This is a genomic window from Acinetobacter sp. 789_lipA (genome assembly GCF_058242845.1).
Genome location: NZ_JBZAYS010000001.1, coordinates 1,832,307 through 1,849,308, shown reverse-complemented (window position 1 = coordinate 1,849,308; position 17,002 = coordinate 1,832,307). Strand labels below are relative to the sequence as shown.

Sequence of the window (17,002 nt, the reverse complement as noted above, 5' to 3'; positions counted from 1 at the left end):
TGTATAAACTAAGTTTTCACCTTTTGCTGTGCTCGTGGATGCGTCTGATCATACACTTGAGCCAGCCTGTCAAAATCGACATGGGTATAAATTTGGGTGGTACTTAAGTTACTGTGACCTAACATTTCCTGCACTGCGCGCAAATCACCACTGTTTGACAGCATGTGACTAGCAAAACAATGACGGAGTAAGTGCGGATGCAGATCGATATTTACGCCTGCACGCTGTGCCTGAAACTTAACCCGATTTTCAATCTGGCGCATGCCCAAAGGATTGCCCTTTTGAGTAATAAAAACTTGTGCATCGGGCACAAAATCACCATTCCACAGCGGATAAATGCTCAGCCATTTCATTACCGCATCTTTGGCCTTAGAACCAAAAGGTACAACCCGAGTTTTATTCCCCTTACCTGTAATACGCAGTAACTGTCGGTTAAAGTCGATATCTTTAATTCTTAAGCCTTGCACTTCCGCTAAGCGTAATCCACTGGCATAAAGTAGCTCAAGCAAAGCTTTGTCTCGATACCACATTTGCTGTTCGACTTCTTTCTCAGGCAAGGCCTGATCCAAAATTTGATTGATAGTTTCAATGTCCACTAGCCCTGGTAAAGGGCGAGGTTTACGTTTGAGTTGAAAGTCATCGGCAGGATTAAAAGCCAAATGTTGCCCCTGCTCAGCCCATTTCATAAACTGACGAATAGAAGATAACATCCGCTGTAAACTACTGGAGCTCAACTGTTGATGTTCAACTTTTTGTGCAATAAATTCGCGTAAATCAGTGGCTTCAACATCGCCCAACTCAAGCTTTTTCTGTTCGCAAAATAGCAGAAAATCAGACACATCTCGTTCATAAGCCTGCAAAGTATGGGCAGACTGATTTTGTATTTCTCGTTGTTTTAACCACATCGCGAGCAGTTGCATCGGCTCAAAAGTCACAAGTCAGCCTCTATAGTTCTATTCGGTGAAAAATTAATTGGCTTTTGTATAGTAGCACTGTCTCAGCTCTTTATATGCCTATTTCATTTTTGATAAAAAAAGCACTGATGAATCAGTGCTTCTTGTGTGACGCTAAACTTAGTTTTGATAGTAACTCAGATCGATACGTCCTTCGTAGACATTTGAGGTTGGGCCCGTCATCCAAACCACATCACCTTCACGCCATTCGATATGCAACTTACCACCTGCTAGCTCAATCTCAACAGATGAATCGAGTAAACCACGGCGCATACCTGAAATCGCAGCCGCACAAGCTCCTGTTCCACAGGCCAAGGTTTCGCCTACACCCCGTTCAAACACACGTAAGCGCGCATGCTTTTCATCAATGATTTGCATAAACCCAGCATTCACACGCTGCGGAAAACGCTCATGCGATTCAACCTGAGGGCCCAGACGTGCAACATCAGCTGTAATCACGTCAGGAACGATAGTAACTGCATGAGGGTTACCCATATTCACCACATCAATAGTCAATTGCTCATTGTTCGCCAAAGCAATGTCATACAAAGCTTCAGGAGCATCCGCAATAAATGGAATTTCCTGTGGTAAGAATTTTGGATAGCCCATATTCACGCGTACCCAGCCATTTTGACCGAGTTCGGGTTCTACAATCCCTGCCTTGGTTTGCACTTTAATCTTGGTCTTTGTCGTGAGCTGACGCTCATGTACAAAGCGTGCAAAGCAGCGCACGCCATTACCACATTGTTCAACTTCAGAACCATCAGCATTAAAAATACGGTATTTGAAATCGACATTGGGTAAATCAGGTGGCTCAACAATCAATAACTGATCAAAACCGATGCCGAAATGGCGATCCGCCAAGCGCTGAATCGTAACAGTATCAAGGAATGCTCTTTGACTGATTAAATCGACCACCATAAAGTCATTGCCTAGACCATGCATTTTGGTAAATTCTAATAACATCTTGAATTATCCTTCAGGCAATAAACGTTCTTTGTCCCAAAGCGACTCAATGGTTTCACGCTCACGAATCAAATGTGCGTTTTCACCATCCACCATCACTTCAGCGGCGCGACCGCGACTGTTGTAATTTGAACTCATGACAAAACCATAAGCGCCAGCACCCAATACAGCCAGTACGTCATTTTCTTGGAGTGCAAGCACACGCTCTTTACCTAAGAAATCACCTGTTTCACAAATCGCACCAACCACATCCCATTCTTTTGCCTCGACATCCGAGCGCGGTGTAACGGGCTGAATATCCATCCATGCTTCATACAGTGCAGGACGAATCAAGTCGTTCATGGCTGCATCAATAATCGCAAAGTTACGGTGAATAGTCGGTTTGAGTAAATCAACTTTGGTCAGGAGTACCCCTGCATTTGCCGAAATACTACGTCCCGGTTCCATATACACTTTCAAGCCCAATTTTTCTAAAGCGGGCTTCATTGCATTGGCATATTCAAAAACGGTAGGCGGCACTTCATCTTTATAGGTCACGCCTAAACCACCACCAATATCGATGTGTTTCAACTGAATACCCATGGTTTTCAGCTGATCGATCATCACAATCACACGATCTAGCGCATCCACAAAAGGCTGTGTTTCGGTCAACTGGGAACCAATATGACAGTCAATCCCAATAATATCTAAATTCGGCAGCGTTGCAGCATATTGATAGGTTTCAAAAACTGTATCTGACGGAATCCCAAATTTATTTTCTTTCAGCCCTGTTGAAATATAAGGATGCGTTTTCGCATCTACATCTGGATTGACACGCAATGAAATGGGTGCTTTTTTGCCGAGCTTCGCTGCAACTTTTTGAATCCGATCCAGCTCTGCATGAGACTCGACATTGAAGCATGCAATACCCACTTCTAATGCTTTTTGAACATCGATCTCAGTTTTACCTAAACCCGAAAAGACAATTTTAGAAGCATCGCCACCCGCTTTTAGTACACGAGCCAGTTCTCCGCCGGTCACAATATCAAAACCCGCACCGAGCTTCGCAAGGACATTCAATACCGCAATGTTTGAGTTTGACTTAACCGCAAAACAAATTTGATGATCGATAAAGTCAAAAGCACGATCCATCTCTGTAAAGTGTTTTTCAAAAGTCGCTTTTGAATAAACATACAGTGGTGTACCAAATTGCTGCGCAAGCTGTTGCAGCGAGCATTGCTCAGCGTGCAAAACCCCATGATTGCGGGTAAAACTCATGAATGTATCCTTTCTATGAAGCGTTTAAGGTATTAAGGCTGATTGGTTTCAACTGAAGGTGCAGCAAACTCTTGCTTCACGGGCGCTGTATCTTCCTTTTGTGCAGACGGCTTAGATGCTGCGTCTTTATAAAGCAAATATTTCGCTCGCTTGTCGTAGTTTGGATCATTTGGCATATGTAATGTACCAGACTGACCACAACCGACGAATGCAGTACTCATCACCAAGACACTGATGCAGCAAATGACAGAACGCATCTGATCACCTATTTGATATTTTGAAGAAGTATAACCTGATCAACATGCATGACCAAACCACTAAGCGCTAAAGATTATAGTGAGTTAAAAAAAAACGCCAGTTAAAGACTGGCGTTTTTTTAAATGGTATCGATTATTTATGTTTCGGTTTGTAGAAACCAAAATAACCAATAATCAAAATGATGAACCAAATTGGACTCACCATTAAAGCTTTCATGGTATCTGCTTCTAGTGATAACACATAGATCACGCCAATGAAGAAAACGATCACAAACCAACAGGTAAATAGACCACCTGGTAGTTTAAAGGTCGATTTTGCATGTAACTCTGGACGTGTTTTGTAATACACAATGTAGCTCCAGATAATCATAATCCAGACGCAGATAAACAAAATCGTCGACAGTGTAGTTGCTAAAGTAAAGGCTTCAACGGTATTCGGTACAAAGTACTGCAGTGCAGCACCTAACAGTAAACAAATTGCTGAAAAGTACAATGCATTTGCAGGAACAGCACGCTTGTTTAAATGCCCAAATGCTTTTGGCCCTTGATCTTCACGAGACAAACCAAACAACATACGCGACGTTGAAAACACACCACTATTCATTGATGACATCACAGAAGACAATACCACCAAGTTCATGATGATTGCTGCAGCTGCAATACCCGCTTGACTAAACAAGTTCACAAAAGGCGAAACCGCCGGATCAATCACGTTCCATGGTGTCACAGACATCACAATTACTAAAGACAGCACATAGAAAACAATGATACGAATTGGAATCGAGTTCACCGCTTTAGGCAAATTCTTTTCTGGGTCTTTAGTTTCAGCAGCCGTGGTACCGACTAGCTCTACACCTACAAAGGCAAAGATCGCAATTTGGAAACCAGCAAGGAAGCCCGTCACGCCTGTTGGGAACATTCCGCCATGTGACCAAAGATGACTAAATGATGCAATTTCACCCGTTGTTGAAGTGAACCCTGTAAAGATCATCCATAAACCAACGGCAATCAACACCACAATGGCAATAATCTTAATTAGTGCAAACCAGAACTCTAGCTCACCAAACAGTTTCACCGTGACCAAGTTCAAGCCCATGATGAACACAATGGCCGCAACACTGATCATCACCCCTTCCCCAGGTGTGAACGGCATCCCTCCATTAAAGAATTGAAGGTAATAAATAATGGCTGATAAGTCCGCGATACCAATCGTGATCCAACATAACCAATAGGTCCAACCAACGAAATAGCCTGCCCACGGTCCGATCAAATCGGTAGAGAAATCGATAAACGATTTGTACTTCAAGTTAGACAGCAGTAATTCGCCAAGCGCGCGCATGACCAAAAACACCATAAAACCAATAATCATGTAAATGATTAAAATAGATGGCCCAGCGAGACTAATCGTCTTCCCCGACCCCATAAATAAACCTGTACCAATCGCACCGCCAATCGCAATGAGTTGCAAATGGCGGTTGGATAAACTCCGTTTTAAATCACCTTGTTCAGAGGTCGATTCTGTATTTTCTAAACTCATTCTTGATGTCGTCTTTTATTTCCAGTCGCCAAAATTACCCGAAAAGAACAAAAAAATAAAAATAAAATTGTATTAATCTATATTTTCAACATCTTTTGAAAAGTAAATTAATTTTTCTTATATTTAACACGACAAAGGACACGTAAAAGTTCCTGTTGAAAAAATCAGCAAAACACTTGTCAAAAATAAATTTCCGTGTAACAAATACAACAAGACTAAAAATCAATAAAAAATCGTGCAGGAAGCATGACTGTGGCATATCAATTGCTTAATAAAACTCAAAATTTTTATAGAAATTTCAAGTTTTAAAACATAGAGGACTAAAAGAAAAATGAATACACAAAGTTTACAAACTTTTATGGAAACCATCAGTGGTTGGGTCTGGGGACCCTATATGTTGGTCCTCATTGTCGGAACAGGGATATTCCTCACATTACGCTTGTTCTTCTGGCAAATTCGCATGTTGCCTCTAGCCTTTAAACAAGTCTTTGGCAAACATGACCAAGCACATTCTCATGCAGGAGATATCTCGCACTTTGCATCCCTCATGACAGCACTCTCTGCCACCATTGGTACGGGTAATATCGCTGGTGTTGCAACCGCTTGTGTCCTTGGTGGCCCAGGTGCGGTGTTTTGGATGTGGATGACAGCCCTGTTCGGTATGGCAACCAAATATGGTGAAGGCGTACTGGCAGTTAAATACCGAATCAAAAATGAAAAAGGTGAAATGTCTGGCGGTCCAATGTACTACATTGAACGCGGCCTAAAATGGAAGTGGTTGGCACTGATTTTTGCACTATTTGGCACCTTGGCATCTTTTGGGATTGGCAGTTCAGTGCAATCCAACACAGTTGCGCTCGCTGTTGAAAACAGTACGGGAGTTGCAACATGGATCACAGGTATCGTCATTACGGTATTCTCCGCTTTGGTTATTTTAGGCGGGATTAAATCTATTTCTAAAGCCGCTTCTTTCATCGTACCGATTATGGCGATTGGCTATGTCCTCGGTGGTCTCATTATTATCTTCAACCATCTTGAACTCGTCATGCCTGCACTTGAACTGATCTTCCGTGATGCCTTTACGGGTGAAGCTGTAGCAGGTGGTGCAATTGGTGCCGTCATTCGTTACGGTGTCGCTCGTGGCGTCTTCTCAAATGAAGCGGGGATGGGTTCGGCGCCGATCGCCGCCGCTGCTGCAAAAACCGACCACCCTGCACGTCAAGGCTTAGTCTCAATGACAGGTACGTTTATCGATACCATTATCGTCTGTAGTATTACAGGGATCGTTTTGGTTATGGGCTTTATTATGGCGGGCAATAGTTTTGGTGGCGAAACAGGCGCGGTATTAACCACTCATACTTTTAACCAATTACTGCCGGGTGTCGGAGGCTGGATCGTGACTTTTGGTATTGTGTTCTTCGCTTACTCCACCATTTTAGGTTGGTGCTATTACGGCGAAAAATGCTGTACATATTTACTCGGTGAAAAGTATGTTCTGTTGTACCGTCTCATTTACATCGCATCAGTCTTTATTGGTTGCGTGGCATCTCTTGATTTAGTCTGGCTATTTGCCGATACCTTTAATGGTTTAATGGCGGTTCCAAACTTAATTGCTTTGTTATTGCTGTCGACGGTGATTGTGAAAGAGTCACGTGATTTTGTCGAAAAGCGTAAATCAGGTGAGTTGTACTAAGGTTATTTTCAAAGCAAGTTTTTAAAATCTGCAATCGTTAAGCCACCTTCGGGTGGCTTTTTGATTCAGAGCATTCATTTCAAATCAAATCCTCTGTATGCTGTTGAACCATCGAATACTCTAAATAGTGCATCAAATAAAGCATGGCAAAAGCAAAAAGTGTTTACCGCTGTGAACAATGTGGCGCTGACCATTCAAAATGGGCGGGTCAATGTTCTGAATGTGGAGAATGGAATAGTCTAGTTGAAGTCAATATTGCACCTGCAGTCACACATCGTGCGCAGCCCAAAATGGGGGGCGGCTATGCAGGTCAAGCTGCTGCTATTAGCACCTTAAATCAAATTTCAGTTTCACATGAGACTCGACTGGCTACAGGAATTGGTGAGTTTGATCGTGTGCTTGGCGGTGGTCTCGTCACGGGTTCCGTGGTGCTGATTGGCGGTGATCCGGGCATCGGGAAATCGACCATTTTATTGCAAACGGCAACGCATATGGCCGCAGCCAACAGTGCGGCATTGTATGTCACAGGTGAAGAATCACTCTCTCAAGTGGCTTTGCGTGCAAATCGTCTTGATCTACCCACAGATAAACTCAAAGTCATGGCTGAAACCTGTGTCGAGCGGATATGTGAAATGCTTGCTCACGAACGCCCTGCCGTGGCAATTTTAGATTCCATTCAAACCCTATATACCGAAACACTCCAGTCAGCGCCGGGCGGCGTTTCTCAAATTCGCGAATCTGCTGCTTTACTAACACGTTTTGCTAAAAATAGTGGCACAGCCTTGTTCATCGTCGGACACGTCACCAAGGAAGGTGCACTGGCTGGTCCACGTGTGCTTGAACATATGGTGGACTGTGTTCTGTACTTTGAAGGTCAGTCCGACTCACGTTATCGGATGATTCGAGCTGTTAAAAACCGTTTTGGTGCAGTCAATGAACTCGGGGTTTTTGGCATGACCGATAAAGGCTTAAGAGAAGTAGCGAATCCTTCAGCCATTTTCTTAAGCCGTTATGATGAAGCCATTGCAGGCTCAATCGTAATGATCAGCCGTGAAGGCACACGTCCTCTGTTGGTTGAGGTTCAAGCTTTGGTTGATGATGCACATGGTCAACCGCGTCGAGTCGCCTTAGGTTTAGAACAAAACCGTTTAAATATGCTCTTGGCGGTAATGCATCGCCATGGTGGCGTGCAAACATCTGGACAAGATGTCTACGTCAACGTTGTCGGTGGTTTAAAAATCACGGAAACAGGCTCTGACTTGGCCGTCTTATTGGCCTGTGCCTCTAGCCTGCGAGGTAAAGCGCTGCCACAACAACTGGCTGTTTTTGGTGAAGTAGGACTCTCTGGGGAAATTCGCCCAGTGCCAAATGGGCAGGAACGCTTAAAAGAAGCCATTAAACATGGTTTTAAATACATTATTCTACCGCGAGGCAACGCACCGCAAAAAGACATTGCTGGGGTGAAGGTCATCGCTGTGGCGCGCTTACATGAGGCACTCACTGAAGCCATGAGCTTAAGTGACGAACTCAACTAAGCTAAATTCCATCTATTTGGATTTCTCATAAAATAAACACGTTTTTTATTGAAATTTAGGATGAAAGACTGCATAAAGGTAGAGTTAAAATTTATTTTTTATAGAGTAGGAAAATTTGATGGAAGTTCGACAGCGTGGTTTGATTGCTGGTTTTTTAACAGCGGCTCTTTTAGTTGCACCCTTAGCCGCAGAAGCTAAACGTGCAGGTGGTGGTAAAAGCCACGGCATGAGCCGTCAAGCTGCACCAACTCAGTCTTATCAACAACCTCGTCAAGCAACTCCAGCTCAACAACCTACCGCGCCAGCTACAGCTCCAGCTAAATCTGGTCCAGGCGTCGGTGGTATGGTTGCGGCTGGTGTAGCGGGTGCTGCAATTGGTGCTGTAGCTGCAAATGCATTGGCAGATGACAACTCTGCTTCTCAAGCGCAAGCACAGGAAGAAAAAGGTGGTATTCCGAGCTGGATTTGGATTCTTCTTGCCGCTGCTGTTGCCTTCTTCATTTTCCGTAAAATGGGCGCAAAAAAAAAAGTAGCAGCTAATCCATACGCGCCAAACAATGGTTTAACTCAAGCACCGTTTGGCCAACAAGCTGCACCACGTACATCAAATGACAATAGCAATATTTTTGGTCAGTCTGTAGGTGGTTCAGCTGCTGCACCACAAAACAATGCACCTTTTGGCGCTGCCTATACCAATAGTGGTAGTCAGCTGCCAGACGGTACAGAACCTGCGGCTTTCTTACGTATTGCTCGTCAACGTTTCAATCATATTCAGTCAATGAACACGGCAAGTAACATTTCTGAAATTCAGCGTTACTTAACACCTGATCTTTACCAGTCTATGTATCAAGACATTATGGCGAATCAAGATCAAGATGTAGCTGAGTTTTCAAACCTTAATGCAATGGTTGCGGACTCTGCGACAGAAAATGGCCAATACGTGGTTAGCGTACGTTTTACTGGTACAGTAAGTGAAGATCTCAACAGCTTACCGCAACCTTTTGCTGAAGTTTGGCACTTTGTAAAACCTGCGGGTTCTACCCAAGACTGGCTCGTTGCAGGTATCCAGCAAGAAGCTTAATCTCTAAAGATAAAAAACAGCGACTTCGGTCGCTGTTTTTTATTGTGCAGATTCAACAATTAAATTACGGATAAATCGCTATACAACTTTTCAATACAAAATAGCATCCACAAAAACTGAACACCTATTTCAATAAATTTCCTTACCTAATAAATTATAGTATTCATATTCAGAATTCTATTTTGCGCTTAGGCTATAGCCATATCACAAATAGTTTCGCATTTTGAACACTCTGTAAATAATGTTACTGAGAAAGAAAATATGAAAAATTTAACCATGCTTTGCATTTCACTATTTATCAGCTCCCATAGTCTCGCCTGCGAGCCAGCCTCCTTAAATTGGGAACAGTTTCATAAGGCCTATGATCTAAATAAAAATAAAACCTTCGAGTTAAAAGAATTTTTAAGCGTTAAAGATTTTGACCCGCTTCCTTGGCCCGATGACAAACGCTTCCAAGCTAAAGATAAAAATTTTAAATTATTTAAATATCTAGATAAAAATAAGGATGGTAAACTGGCCGATGAAGAGCTTGGAGAAATTCATAGCTTACTCCCTAATCCTTGTGCAAATTGGCCCCCACGATAATTTCTCAATCATAAAATTCTAAGCAATAAAAAACCCTGAATAATCAGGGTTTAATATTTTTAAATAATGATTAACGTTCTGGTAATGGGATAAATTGAGAGTCCTGATTTTGCTCTTTTCTTTCCCCAACAACCACATCAACATCTAAAGGTTTGCCATCGCGCTCAAGTGAAATCTGAATGGTGCTATTTGGCGGTTGTAGAGCCACAAAATTAATCAAATGTGAGGTTGAAGCAATCACTTCATCATTCACTTTCACAATCTTGTCGCCTTTCTTTAAACCAGCTTTTGCAGCAGGTCCCGTTTTTAACACGTCCGCGACAACCACACCTGGCCCTTTAGGCTCTAAGATATTGACTTGTTCAACAGGCAATAAACTAATACCTAGCCAACCACGTACCACACGACCGTCTTTAAGAATAGAGTTCAGTACTTGTTGGCAAATTCTTGCAGGAATGGCAAAACCAATACCTAAAGACCCACCTGACTGAGAGAAAATCGCAGTATTAACCCCAATCAAATTCCCCGCCACATCAATCAAAGCACCACCAGAATTACCAGGATTAATTGCAGCATCAGTTTGAATGAAGTCTTCATAAGTGTTAATGCCCAGGTCAGAGCGTCCTGTAGCAGAGATAATACCCTGCGTAACGGTTTGACCTACGCCAAATGGGTTGCCAATGGCCAAGACCACATCACCCACTTCGTTGCCACTGAGCTTAAAGGGTAAAACAGGCAGATTTGCCAGCTCAATTTTAATCACAGCCAAATCGGTATCGGGGTCGGTACCAATCACTTTAGCCACTGCACGACGACCATCTTGCAATGCCACAACAATTTGATCGGCTTGAGCAATCACATGATTATTCGTCAAAATATAACCATCAGGGCGAACAATCACACCTGAACCCAAACTGTTTTCATTTTTATTTTGGCTAAACTGATCTGGAATTTGATTGCCAAAAAATTCACGGAACGCAGGATCATTGAGTAATGGATGGTCAAGTTGTTTGACTTTTTGCGTGGTAAAAATATTTACTACTGCTGGTGCAGCCACTTTCACGGCAGCGCTATAAGAAACTACCCCACCGGTACGCGTGGTGTTAATTAAAGGCTCAACCTTTTCAGCAGGCATCTTAATACCATCCGACGCCACAGGCGCTTTTGGCTTTTGATACTGCTGCCAAGCAAAAAATCCAGCAATGACTAAAATGAGTAATACCCAAGGTAACCAGGAAAAGGTCCTGCGCACGATTTCACCCTCTAAAATGTTTTAATTCATTGATGACTAAGTAATTTATGCCTATTGTAAAGCGAAATTCAAGCCGAAACACAAAAATAAGCAAGAGTTTTGTCATGCTTTAGTTACAATAAACAATAGGTTCCGATGTAATCAATTTAAAAGAGTTTTTAAGTCGATATGGCAAAATTACAAGACATTATTCAGTGGTGTGATCAAACCCTCAAATCACCTGAGTTTAAGGACTATGCACCGAATGGCCTTCAAATTGAAGGTAAGACCGAAGTACGTAAAATTTTAGCTGCGGTGACAGCATCGCAAGATGCCATAGATGCCGCGATCCGAGAAAATGCGGATCTTTTACTAGTGCATCATGGTTATTTTTGGAAAGGTGAAGCCTATCCCATCACAGGTATGCGCGGTAAACGGATCAAGAGTCTGATTCAACATGACATTTCTTTGTTGGCATATCACCTCCCCCTCGACAGCCATCCGAGTCTTGGAAATAATGCAGCTATTGCAGATTTGCTCGAACTAGAACGTATTGAGGCGCTTGACCCATCTGAGCGTCATCCTATTGGCAATATTGGTTATTTAAACCAGCCTATGCCTGTGGAAGAGTTTAAAAAGTTTGTGTCTGAGAAATTAAAGTTTGATGTCACCCATCTTCCTGCGGACAAGACCATGATTGAAAAAGTCGGTTTTTGTACCGGTGGTGCACAAGATTTTATTGTAAAAGCCGCAGAACAAGGATGTGATGCCTATATTTCAGGCGAAGTCAGTGAACGTACCTTCTATGAAGCTAAAGAATTAGGCGTACATTATTTTGCTTGCGGACATCATGCGACTGAACGCTATGGCGTGCAGCGATTAGGTCAAGCCATTTCAGAACAATTTAATATTGAATATGTTTATTTCGAGTTAAACAACCCAATCTAAGCAATCACTGGGATGAGACCTCTTTCATCCCAGTCCTTTCAATGCGCTTACATCGCATGGCATCCGACATTACCTCCATTTAAGCAAATTATTACTTTCTAAAATATTATTCCTAGTCTTTCATCTTTTTAAATCAAAACATAGCATCAGTTCAAAAACGCTTTGCATTTGATCTTTGTTATACATACTGAACTTCCAACCCAATATGAACAATAAAACTTGTTATCTTCTACCTTAAAATTGCAAATAATAAACATATTGATTCTCATTAACTTTTAAGTAGATAATGAAACTGCTTTAAAAAATCCCAATAAAACAATTTTGATGATTAAAGGAATCAAACACATGGCTTATTCTTTACCCGCTCTTCCATATGCCTATGATGCACTCGAACCCAATATTGATGCGAAAACGATGGAAATTCACCACAGTAAACATCATCAAACCTACATCAATAACATTAATGGCGCGATTGCAGGCACAGAATGGGAGAAACTGTCTGTGGAAGATTTGGTTGCCAAAGTCAATGAAGTCCCTACTGATCTTAAAAATATGGTGATCAATAATGCAGGTGGTCATGCCAACCACTCACTGTTTTGGACGGTCATGAGTCCACAAGGTGGTGGCCAACCGACTGGAGCTGTGGCAAAGGCTATTGATGAGCAACTCGGTAGTTTTGATGCTTTTAAAGATGCATTTACCAAAGCCGCGATTAGCCGTTTTGGCAGTGGTTGGGCATGGCTGAGCGTGACACCTGAGCACCAGCTGATTGTTGAAAGCAGTGCAAATCAGGATTCCCCACTGATGCACGGTCATACCCCTATTCTCGGTTTAGATGTATGGGAACATGCGTATTATCTAAAATACCAAAACCGCCGTCCTGAATATATTAATGCCTTTTATAATGTGGTCGATTGGGATGAAGTAAATCGACGTTACCATACTGCGTTACAAGCTAAAAATTAATCAACCACCTCAATCCATCTAGAGCTTAGAGTCTTTTAAAATGAATATATTCTGTACGAAAGGCTCTAACGATATCTTGTGTATCGTATATGTCTCCTTGCGAAGTTTTTTGCATATTTTGTGTATTAAAAGACTGCCCTATTGTCTATAGAATCATTTACAATAAATGCACTTAAAGTAAAACCCAGCAAATCTGCAAGGAATGAAACATGACAACCATTACTTTACCTGCACTTCCATATGGCTACGAAGATCTTGCTCCGCACATCAGCAAAGAAACTTTAGAATTCCACCACGACAAACACCATAATACTTATGTTGTTAACCTAAACAACCTAATCAAGGGTACTGACCTTGAAGGCAAAACTTTAGAAGAAATCATCACAGCTTCTGCTGGTGATGCAGCTAAAGCAGGTATCTTCAATAACGCAGCACAAGTTTGGAACCACACATTCTACTGGAACTGTATGGCTAAAAACGGTGGTGGTAAAGCAACAGGTGCTTTAGCTGCTAAAATTGATGAAGTGTTCGGTTCTTACGAAAAATTCGCTGAAGAATTTGCTGCTGCTGCAACAACTCAATTCGGTTCAGGTTGGGCTTGGTTAGTTGCTGACGAAGTAAATGGCAACCTTTCTATTCTTAAAACTTCAAATGCAGACACTCCACTTGCACACGGTAAAGTTGCAGTGTTAACCATTGACGTTTGGGAACATGCTTACTACATCGACTTCCGTAATGCGCGTCCTGTTTACATCAAAACTTTCCTTGAAAGCCTTGTAAACTGGGATTATGCAAACGCGAAATATGCAGGTCAAGCTGCTGGCGTTGAAAAATAAGATTCGTCTTGTTTAAAAAACCGCTCTTTTTGAGCGGTTTTTTTGTTTTTGCTGCCTAAACGCATATTTATAAAGCAAACAATTCATTTCTCAATATTTTTTGCTTGACCCATTTTCCTTTCCTCCCTAAAATGCGCATCAGATTCTCCAATAGCTCAGTCGGTAGAGCGACGGACTGTTAATCCGCAGGTCCCTGGTTCGAGCCCAGGTTGGAGAGCCACTATTCTTCCATAGCTCAGTCGGTAGAGCGACGGACTGTTAATCCGCAGGTCCCTGGTTCGAGCCCAGGTGGAAGAGCCAAGATTCTAAAAAGCCCAAGCATCGTGACTTGGGCTTTTTTTATCGCTCATTATTCTGATCCACAAACATATACCATTCTGGTATACAGCTATGACATATCAAATTGTTTATAAAAAAAACATTTAATCTAAAATTCGACTTTTTTTAGAATTGTAACTTGACCGATGTGTAATTTTCTCTATACTGCATTTCAGATTCTCCAATAGCTCAGTCGGTAGAGCGACGGACTGTTAATCCGCAGGTCCCTGGTTCGAGCCCAGGTTGGAGAGCCAAATTTTAAAAAGTCCAAGCATTATGACTTGGGCTTTTTTCTATCCATATAGATGATATTCACCTAATAAGTAAAACCAAAATCACTCCAAAGCAGCTCTCCATACAGGCCCTCCTCATCTTGACTCCCCCAAAACATCTTCATGAAAAGTGTGTGGCTGAATCAAATCGCACCAATAAAAGCTAAACCGTTTATTTTTAAATCATTTAAAGCAAATTATATAAAAATATCAGGCCAAAGACTTGACCCTTTGAGCTTTGCCACATAGAATGCGTGCAGATTCTCCAATAGCTCAGTCGGTAGAGCGACGGACTGTTAATCCGCAGGTCCCTGGTTCGAGCCCAGGTTGGAGAGCCAAAATTCTAAAAACCCACTCCATGCGAGTGGGTTTTTTCTTTGCGCTAGAAAATATTGTGTTCGATCTGAGTCAAATCATCTTTTTTATCATCGGCTGCTTCGCCACTATTACGTTAGTGATGATGGTCTACCCTGACCTGTTTCGCCGTAAACAAAAGTTTTATGCCAAACACGTCATTACGCCGTTTGAACGTAAAATGTTTATTCGCTTAAAAGAAGCCTTTCCACGCCATCATGTTCTAGCTCAAGTTTCATTTAGTTCACTGATTACCAGTGATCACTATAAAATGCGGGCCAAATTTAACCGTAAAGTCACCGATTTCGTTTTATTAGATGAACAATTAGCAGTCGTGGTGATTATTGAACTTGATGATCCTTCCCATATCGGCAAGGAACAAGAAGATGCAGAACGTGATGCCATGCTCAATGAAGCAGGTTACATCGTTCTGCGTTTTACTGAAATTCCAAGCATTCGCCAACTGCACAAACACATTGGTATCACACCTGCAATGCGTGCTTGAATTATTTTGAGACCGCGCTGCTCGCTTCCTGCTGTGTGAATTGCTTTTCGGCAGCCAACTTTTCTTGAATACGCTGCTGTTGTTCTTCTTTAATACGCTGATATTCCGCTTGGTTTTTTGCATCGCTTTTTACCGCTAAAAAAGCAATTCCTAAAATAAGCAATGGAATCACAATACCAAGACTCGCCAAAAACATCACTTTCGACGTTAGTTTTTTAGTTGATTTCGTCATAGCCAGCCTATTTCCAATATCTAGATTTTGATGGGCCAATACTATAACAAAAAAAGAACCTCAACCATGAGGCTCTGTCTTCAGTTTAAATGGTTAATTTTATGTCGGTGCTATACCTGTACAATTTTCATTGGTGCTGGCATCTTTTTGTGCATCAGTTAGTACAATACCCGTACCCGCAGACATATAGGTCTGAATAAAATCCACAGCCTCCTTATTTTGACATACGATTGCCTGCGTATGCGTCGCCTTCGGTACAATAGTTAGTTTATAACCATCAGCATATCCATTTTGCGGGAAGTATGTGGTCGCTTTTGCTTTCATATTCGCATATAACAGTTTCGTCATATCAGGCAGTACCGCTTGATCATTCGCACCTTGAATAATAAATACAGGGGTTTTAATGACTTTCGCAGCAGTGGCATTGGTTGCTGGTTGATTATCCGCCAAGAACTTCTGAACCACTGGATCTGTTTTAATTTTATTTAAATCAACACCATACTGAGAAGTCCAGTGTGTCGGATCTGCCAGAAACTCAACAACACCCGCTTTAAATTGTTCTTGTAAGCCATTTGCACTATTCGGTGCTGGATAACCTAAACATGCACCATCATCGCCTGTACGCCCATTGGTTTAGGTTGACCATTTGCGTCAAGATTATATTGTGGATCGAGATAAATTTGAATAATTTGTCCTAAACTGGATGCAGGTGCACCAGCCACAGCTCCTTTATAAGTCGTATCTGTATTAGCAAACTCGGCTGTACCCAATGATGCATGCCCACCTTGTGATTGACCAATCGACATCCATGCCCCATTTAACTGCTTACCATAATGATCTTTTGCCGTTTGTACAGCAGAAAGCGCTGACTTCGCAGCACTAGATAAGTTTAAATATGGATGAATCCCTGGTGTACCCAGACCTTCATAATCGGGGGCAACAATGACATAACCCGCAGCCAGTAGACTGTCTGCTAAAATTTTAAAACGTGGGTGAATCATATTATTACTTGGCGCACAACTATCACCAACCCCAACCGTGCCATGCTCCCAAACCACTACGCGATAACCATCTGTAGGTGGTGCTACTTTAGGGAACATCACCAGCGCCGTTGCTTTAGCGGTCTGACCTTGAACATTTTCCATGTTATACGTCATTACCTTAATAGAAGCTGCAGTGGTTAATGTGTCTTCTGAATAGGTACTTTCAGAAACATAGGTCTGTTTTTTGATTTGAAGCGGGCGAATCATCATCGTCATTACAAGCAGTTAAAGACAGCATTGAAACGGCAACTGTAAGGGCTAATGCTATTTTCGAGCGTTTCATAAAATATCCTTTTATTCGTTGTTTTTTTAAGCATGAAACTACATGCCGTTTTATTAAGACATAAAAAAGCGCTCTGTACAGGTAATGCTGATCAGTTAAGACAAAATAGCTGAAATGCGGTAAAAATGAGCGTATCCAGATACGCTCATT

The 17,002-nt window shown here is 42.0% G+C and carries 15 protein-coding genes, 4 tRNA genes and 1 pseudogene; 12 read left to right on the top strand and 8 right to left on the bottom strand.

Going from position 1 to position 17,002, the window contains the following annotated elements; genetic code table 11:
• Positions 1–8: 8 nt before the first annotated feature.
• The 5 genes from AC4CUZ_RS08940 to AC4CUZ_RS08920 form a co-directional block, all read right to left on the bottom strand.
• Positions 9–920 (bottom strand): tyrosine recombinase XerC, encoded by a 912-nt coding sequence (locus AC4CUZ_RS08940; protein WP_062033935.1) that lies wholly within the window; start codon positions 918–920, stop codon positions 9–11.
• A 153-nt stretch (positions 921–1,073) separates the two neighbouring features.
• A complete protein-coding gene (gene dapF, locus AC4CUZ_RS08935; protein WP_004695783.1) occupies positions 1,074–1,919 on the bottom strand; it encodes a diaminopimelate epimerase in 846 nt (281 codons plus the stop codon).
• Between the two features lie 6 nt (positions 1,920–1,925).
• Positions 1,926–3,176, bottom strand: coding sequence for a diaminopimelate decarboxylase (gene lysA, locus AC4CUZ_RS08930; protein ID WP_419381259.1), 1,251 nt, complete (start codon positions 3,174–3,176; stop codon positions 1,926–1,928).
• 32 nt (positions 3,177–3,208) lie between these two features.
• Positions 3,209–3,433, bottom strand: coding sequence for a hypothetical protein (locus AC4CUZ_RS08925; RefSeq protein ID WP_004982578.1), 225 nt, complete (start codon positions 3,431–3,433; stop codon positions 3,209–3,211).
• Between the two features lie 133 nt (positions 3,434–3,566).
• Positions 3,567–4,970, bottom strand: a complete 1,404-nt coding sequence (locus tag AC4CUZ_RS08920) for an amino acid permease (RefSeq protein WP_004695775.1) — start codon at positions 4,968–4,970, stop codon at positions 3,567–3,569.
• Between the two features lie 331 nt (positions 4,971–5,301).
• Here AC4CUZ_RS08920 and AC4CUZ_RS08915 point away from each other — a divergent pair, with 331 nt between their 5' ends.
• From AC4CUZ_RS08915 to AC4CUZ_RS08900, 4 genes are all read left to right on the top strand, one after another.
• Positions 5,302–6,663 (top strand): alanine/glycine:cation symporter family protein, encoded by a 1,362-nt coding sequence (locus AC4CUZ_RS08915; RefSeq protein WP_004695773.1) that lies wholly within the window; start codon positions 5,302–5,304, stop codon positions 6,661–6,663.
• A 143-nt stretch (positions 6,664–6,806) separates the two neighbouring features.
• Entirely contained in the window at positions 6,807–8,198 is a 1,392-nt protein-coding gene (gene radA / locus AC4CUZ_RS08910; RefSeq protein WP_004695771.1) for a DNA repair protein RadA, read from the top strand.
• 118 nt (positions 8,199–8,316) lie between these two features.
• Complete coding sequence (locus tag AC4CUZ_RS08905) at positions 8,317–9,279, top strand: Tim44 domain-containing protein (protein WP_490747495.1); 963 nt, start codon at positions 8,317–8,319, stop codon at positions 9,277–9,279.
• Between the two features lie 261 nt (positions 9,280–9,540).
• Positions 9,541–9,864 (top strand): CREC-EF hand family protein, encoded by a 324-nt coding sequence (locus AC4CUZ_RS08900; protein WP_419381260.1) that lies wholly within the window; start codon positions 9,541–9,543, stop codon positions 9,862–9,864.
• Positions 9,865–9,934: 70 nt separating this feature from the next.
• Here the strand turns inward: AC4CUZ_RS08900 and AC4CUZ_RS08895 are convergent, their stop codons facing one another.
• Positions 9,935–11,116, bottom strand: a complete 1,182-nt coding sequence (locus AC4CUZ_RS08895; protein ID WP_419381261.1) for a S1C family serine protease — start codon at positions 11,114–11,116, stop codon at positions 9,935–9,937.
• A 168-nt stretch (positions 11,117–11,284) separates the two neighbouring features.
• Here AC4CUZ_RS08895 and AC4CUZ_RS08890 point away from each other — a divergent pair, with 168 nt between their 5' ends.
• From AC4CUZ_RS08890 to AC4CUZ_RS08855, 8 genes are all read left to right on the top strand, one after another.
• Positions 11,285–12,043 carry a Nif3-like dinuclear metal center hexameric protein gene (locus AC4CUZ_RS08890; protein ID WP_078388626.1) on the top strand — a complete coding sequence of 253 codons (759 nt, stop codon included), beginning with the start codon at positions 11,285–11,287 and terminating at the stop codon, positions 12,041–12,043.
• 345 nt (positions 12,044–12,388) lie between these two features.
• On the top strand, positions 12,389–13,009 hold the full coding sequence (locus AC4CUZ_RS08885; RefSeq protein WP_335998500.1) for a superoxide dismutase: 621 nt from the start codon (positions 12,389–12,391) through the stop codon (positions 13,007–13,009).
• Between the two features lie 209 nt (positions 13,010–13,218).
• The gene (gene sodB / locus AC4CUZ_RS08880; protein ID WP_419381262.1) at positions 13,219–13,845 is read left to right on the top strand and encodes a superoxide dismutase SodB; all 627 of its coding nucleotides are present in this window, start codon (positions 13,219–13,221) and stop codon (positions 13,843–13,845) included.
• 144 nt (positions 13,846–13,989) lie between these two features.
• A tRNA-Asn gene (locus AC4CUZ_RS08875) sits at positions 13,990–14,065 on the top strand.
• A gap of 4 nt (positions 14,066–14,069) precedes the next feature.
• Positions 14,070–14,145 (top strand) — tRNA-Asn (locus tag AC4CUZ_RS08870).
• A gap of 196 nt (positions 14,146–14,341) precedes the next feature.
• A tRNA-Asn gene (locus tag AC4CUZ_RS08865) sits at positions 14,342–14,417 on the top strand.
• Positions 14,418–14,697: 280 nt separating this feature from the next.
• Positions 14,698–14,773 (top strand) — tRNA-Asn (locus AC4CUZ_RS08860).
• Positions 14,774–14,829: 56 nt separating this feature from the next.
• Entirely contained in the window at positions 14,830–15,294 is a 465-nt protein-coding gene (locus AC4CUZ_RS08855; RefSeq protein WP_419381263.1) for a DUF2726 domain-containing protein, read from the top strand.
• 1 nt (position 15,295) lies between these two features.
• Here AC4CUZ_RS08855 and AC4CUZ_RS08850 read toward each other — a convergent pair whose 3' ends face one another.
• Both AC4CUZ_RS08850 and AC4CUZ_RS08845 read right to left on the bottom strand, forming a co-directional pair.
• Positions 15,296–15,526, bottom strand: coding sequence for a hypothetical protein (locus AC4CUZ_RS08850; protein ID WP_078388624.1), 231 nt, complete (start codon positions 15,524–15,526; stop codon positions 15,296–15,298).
• Positions 15,527–15,625: 99 nt separating this feature from the next.
• Positions 15,626–16,852: pseudogene (locus AC4CUZ_RS08845) on the bottom strand (alpha/beta hydrolase family protein).
• Between the last annotated feature and the right edge of the window lie 150 nt (positions 16,853–17,002).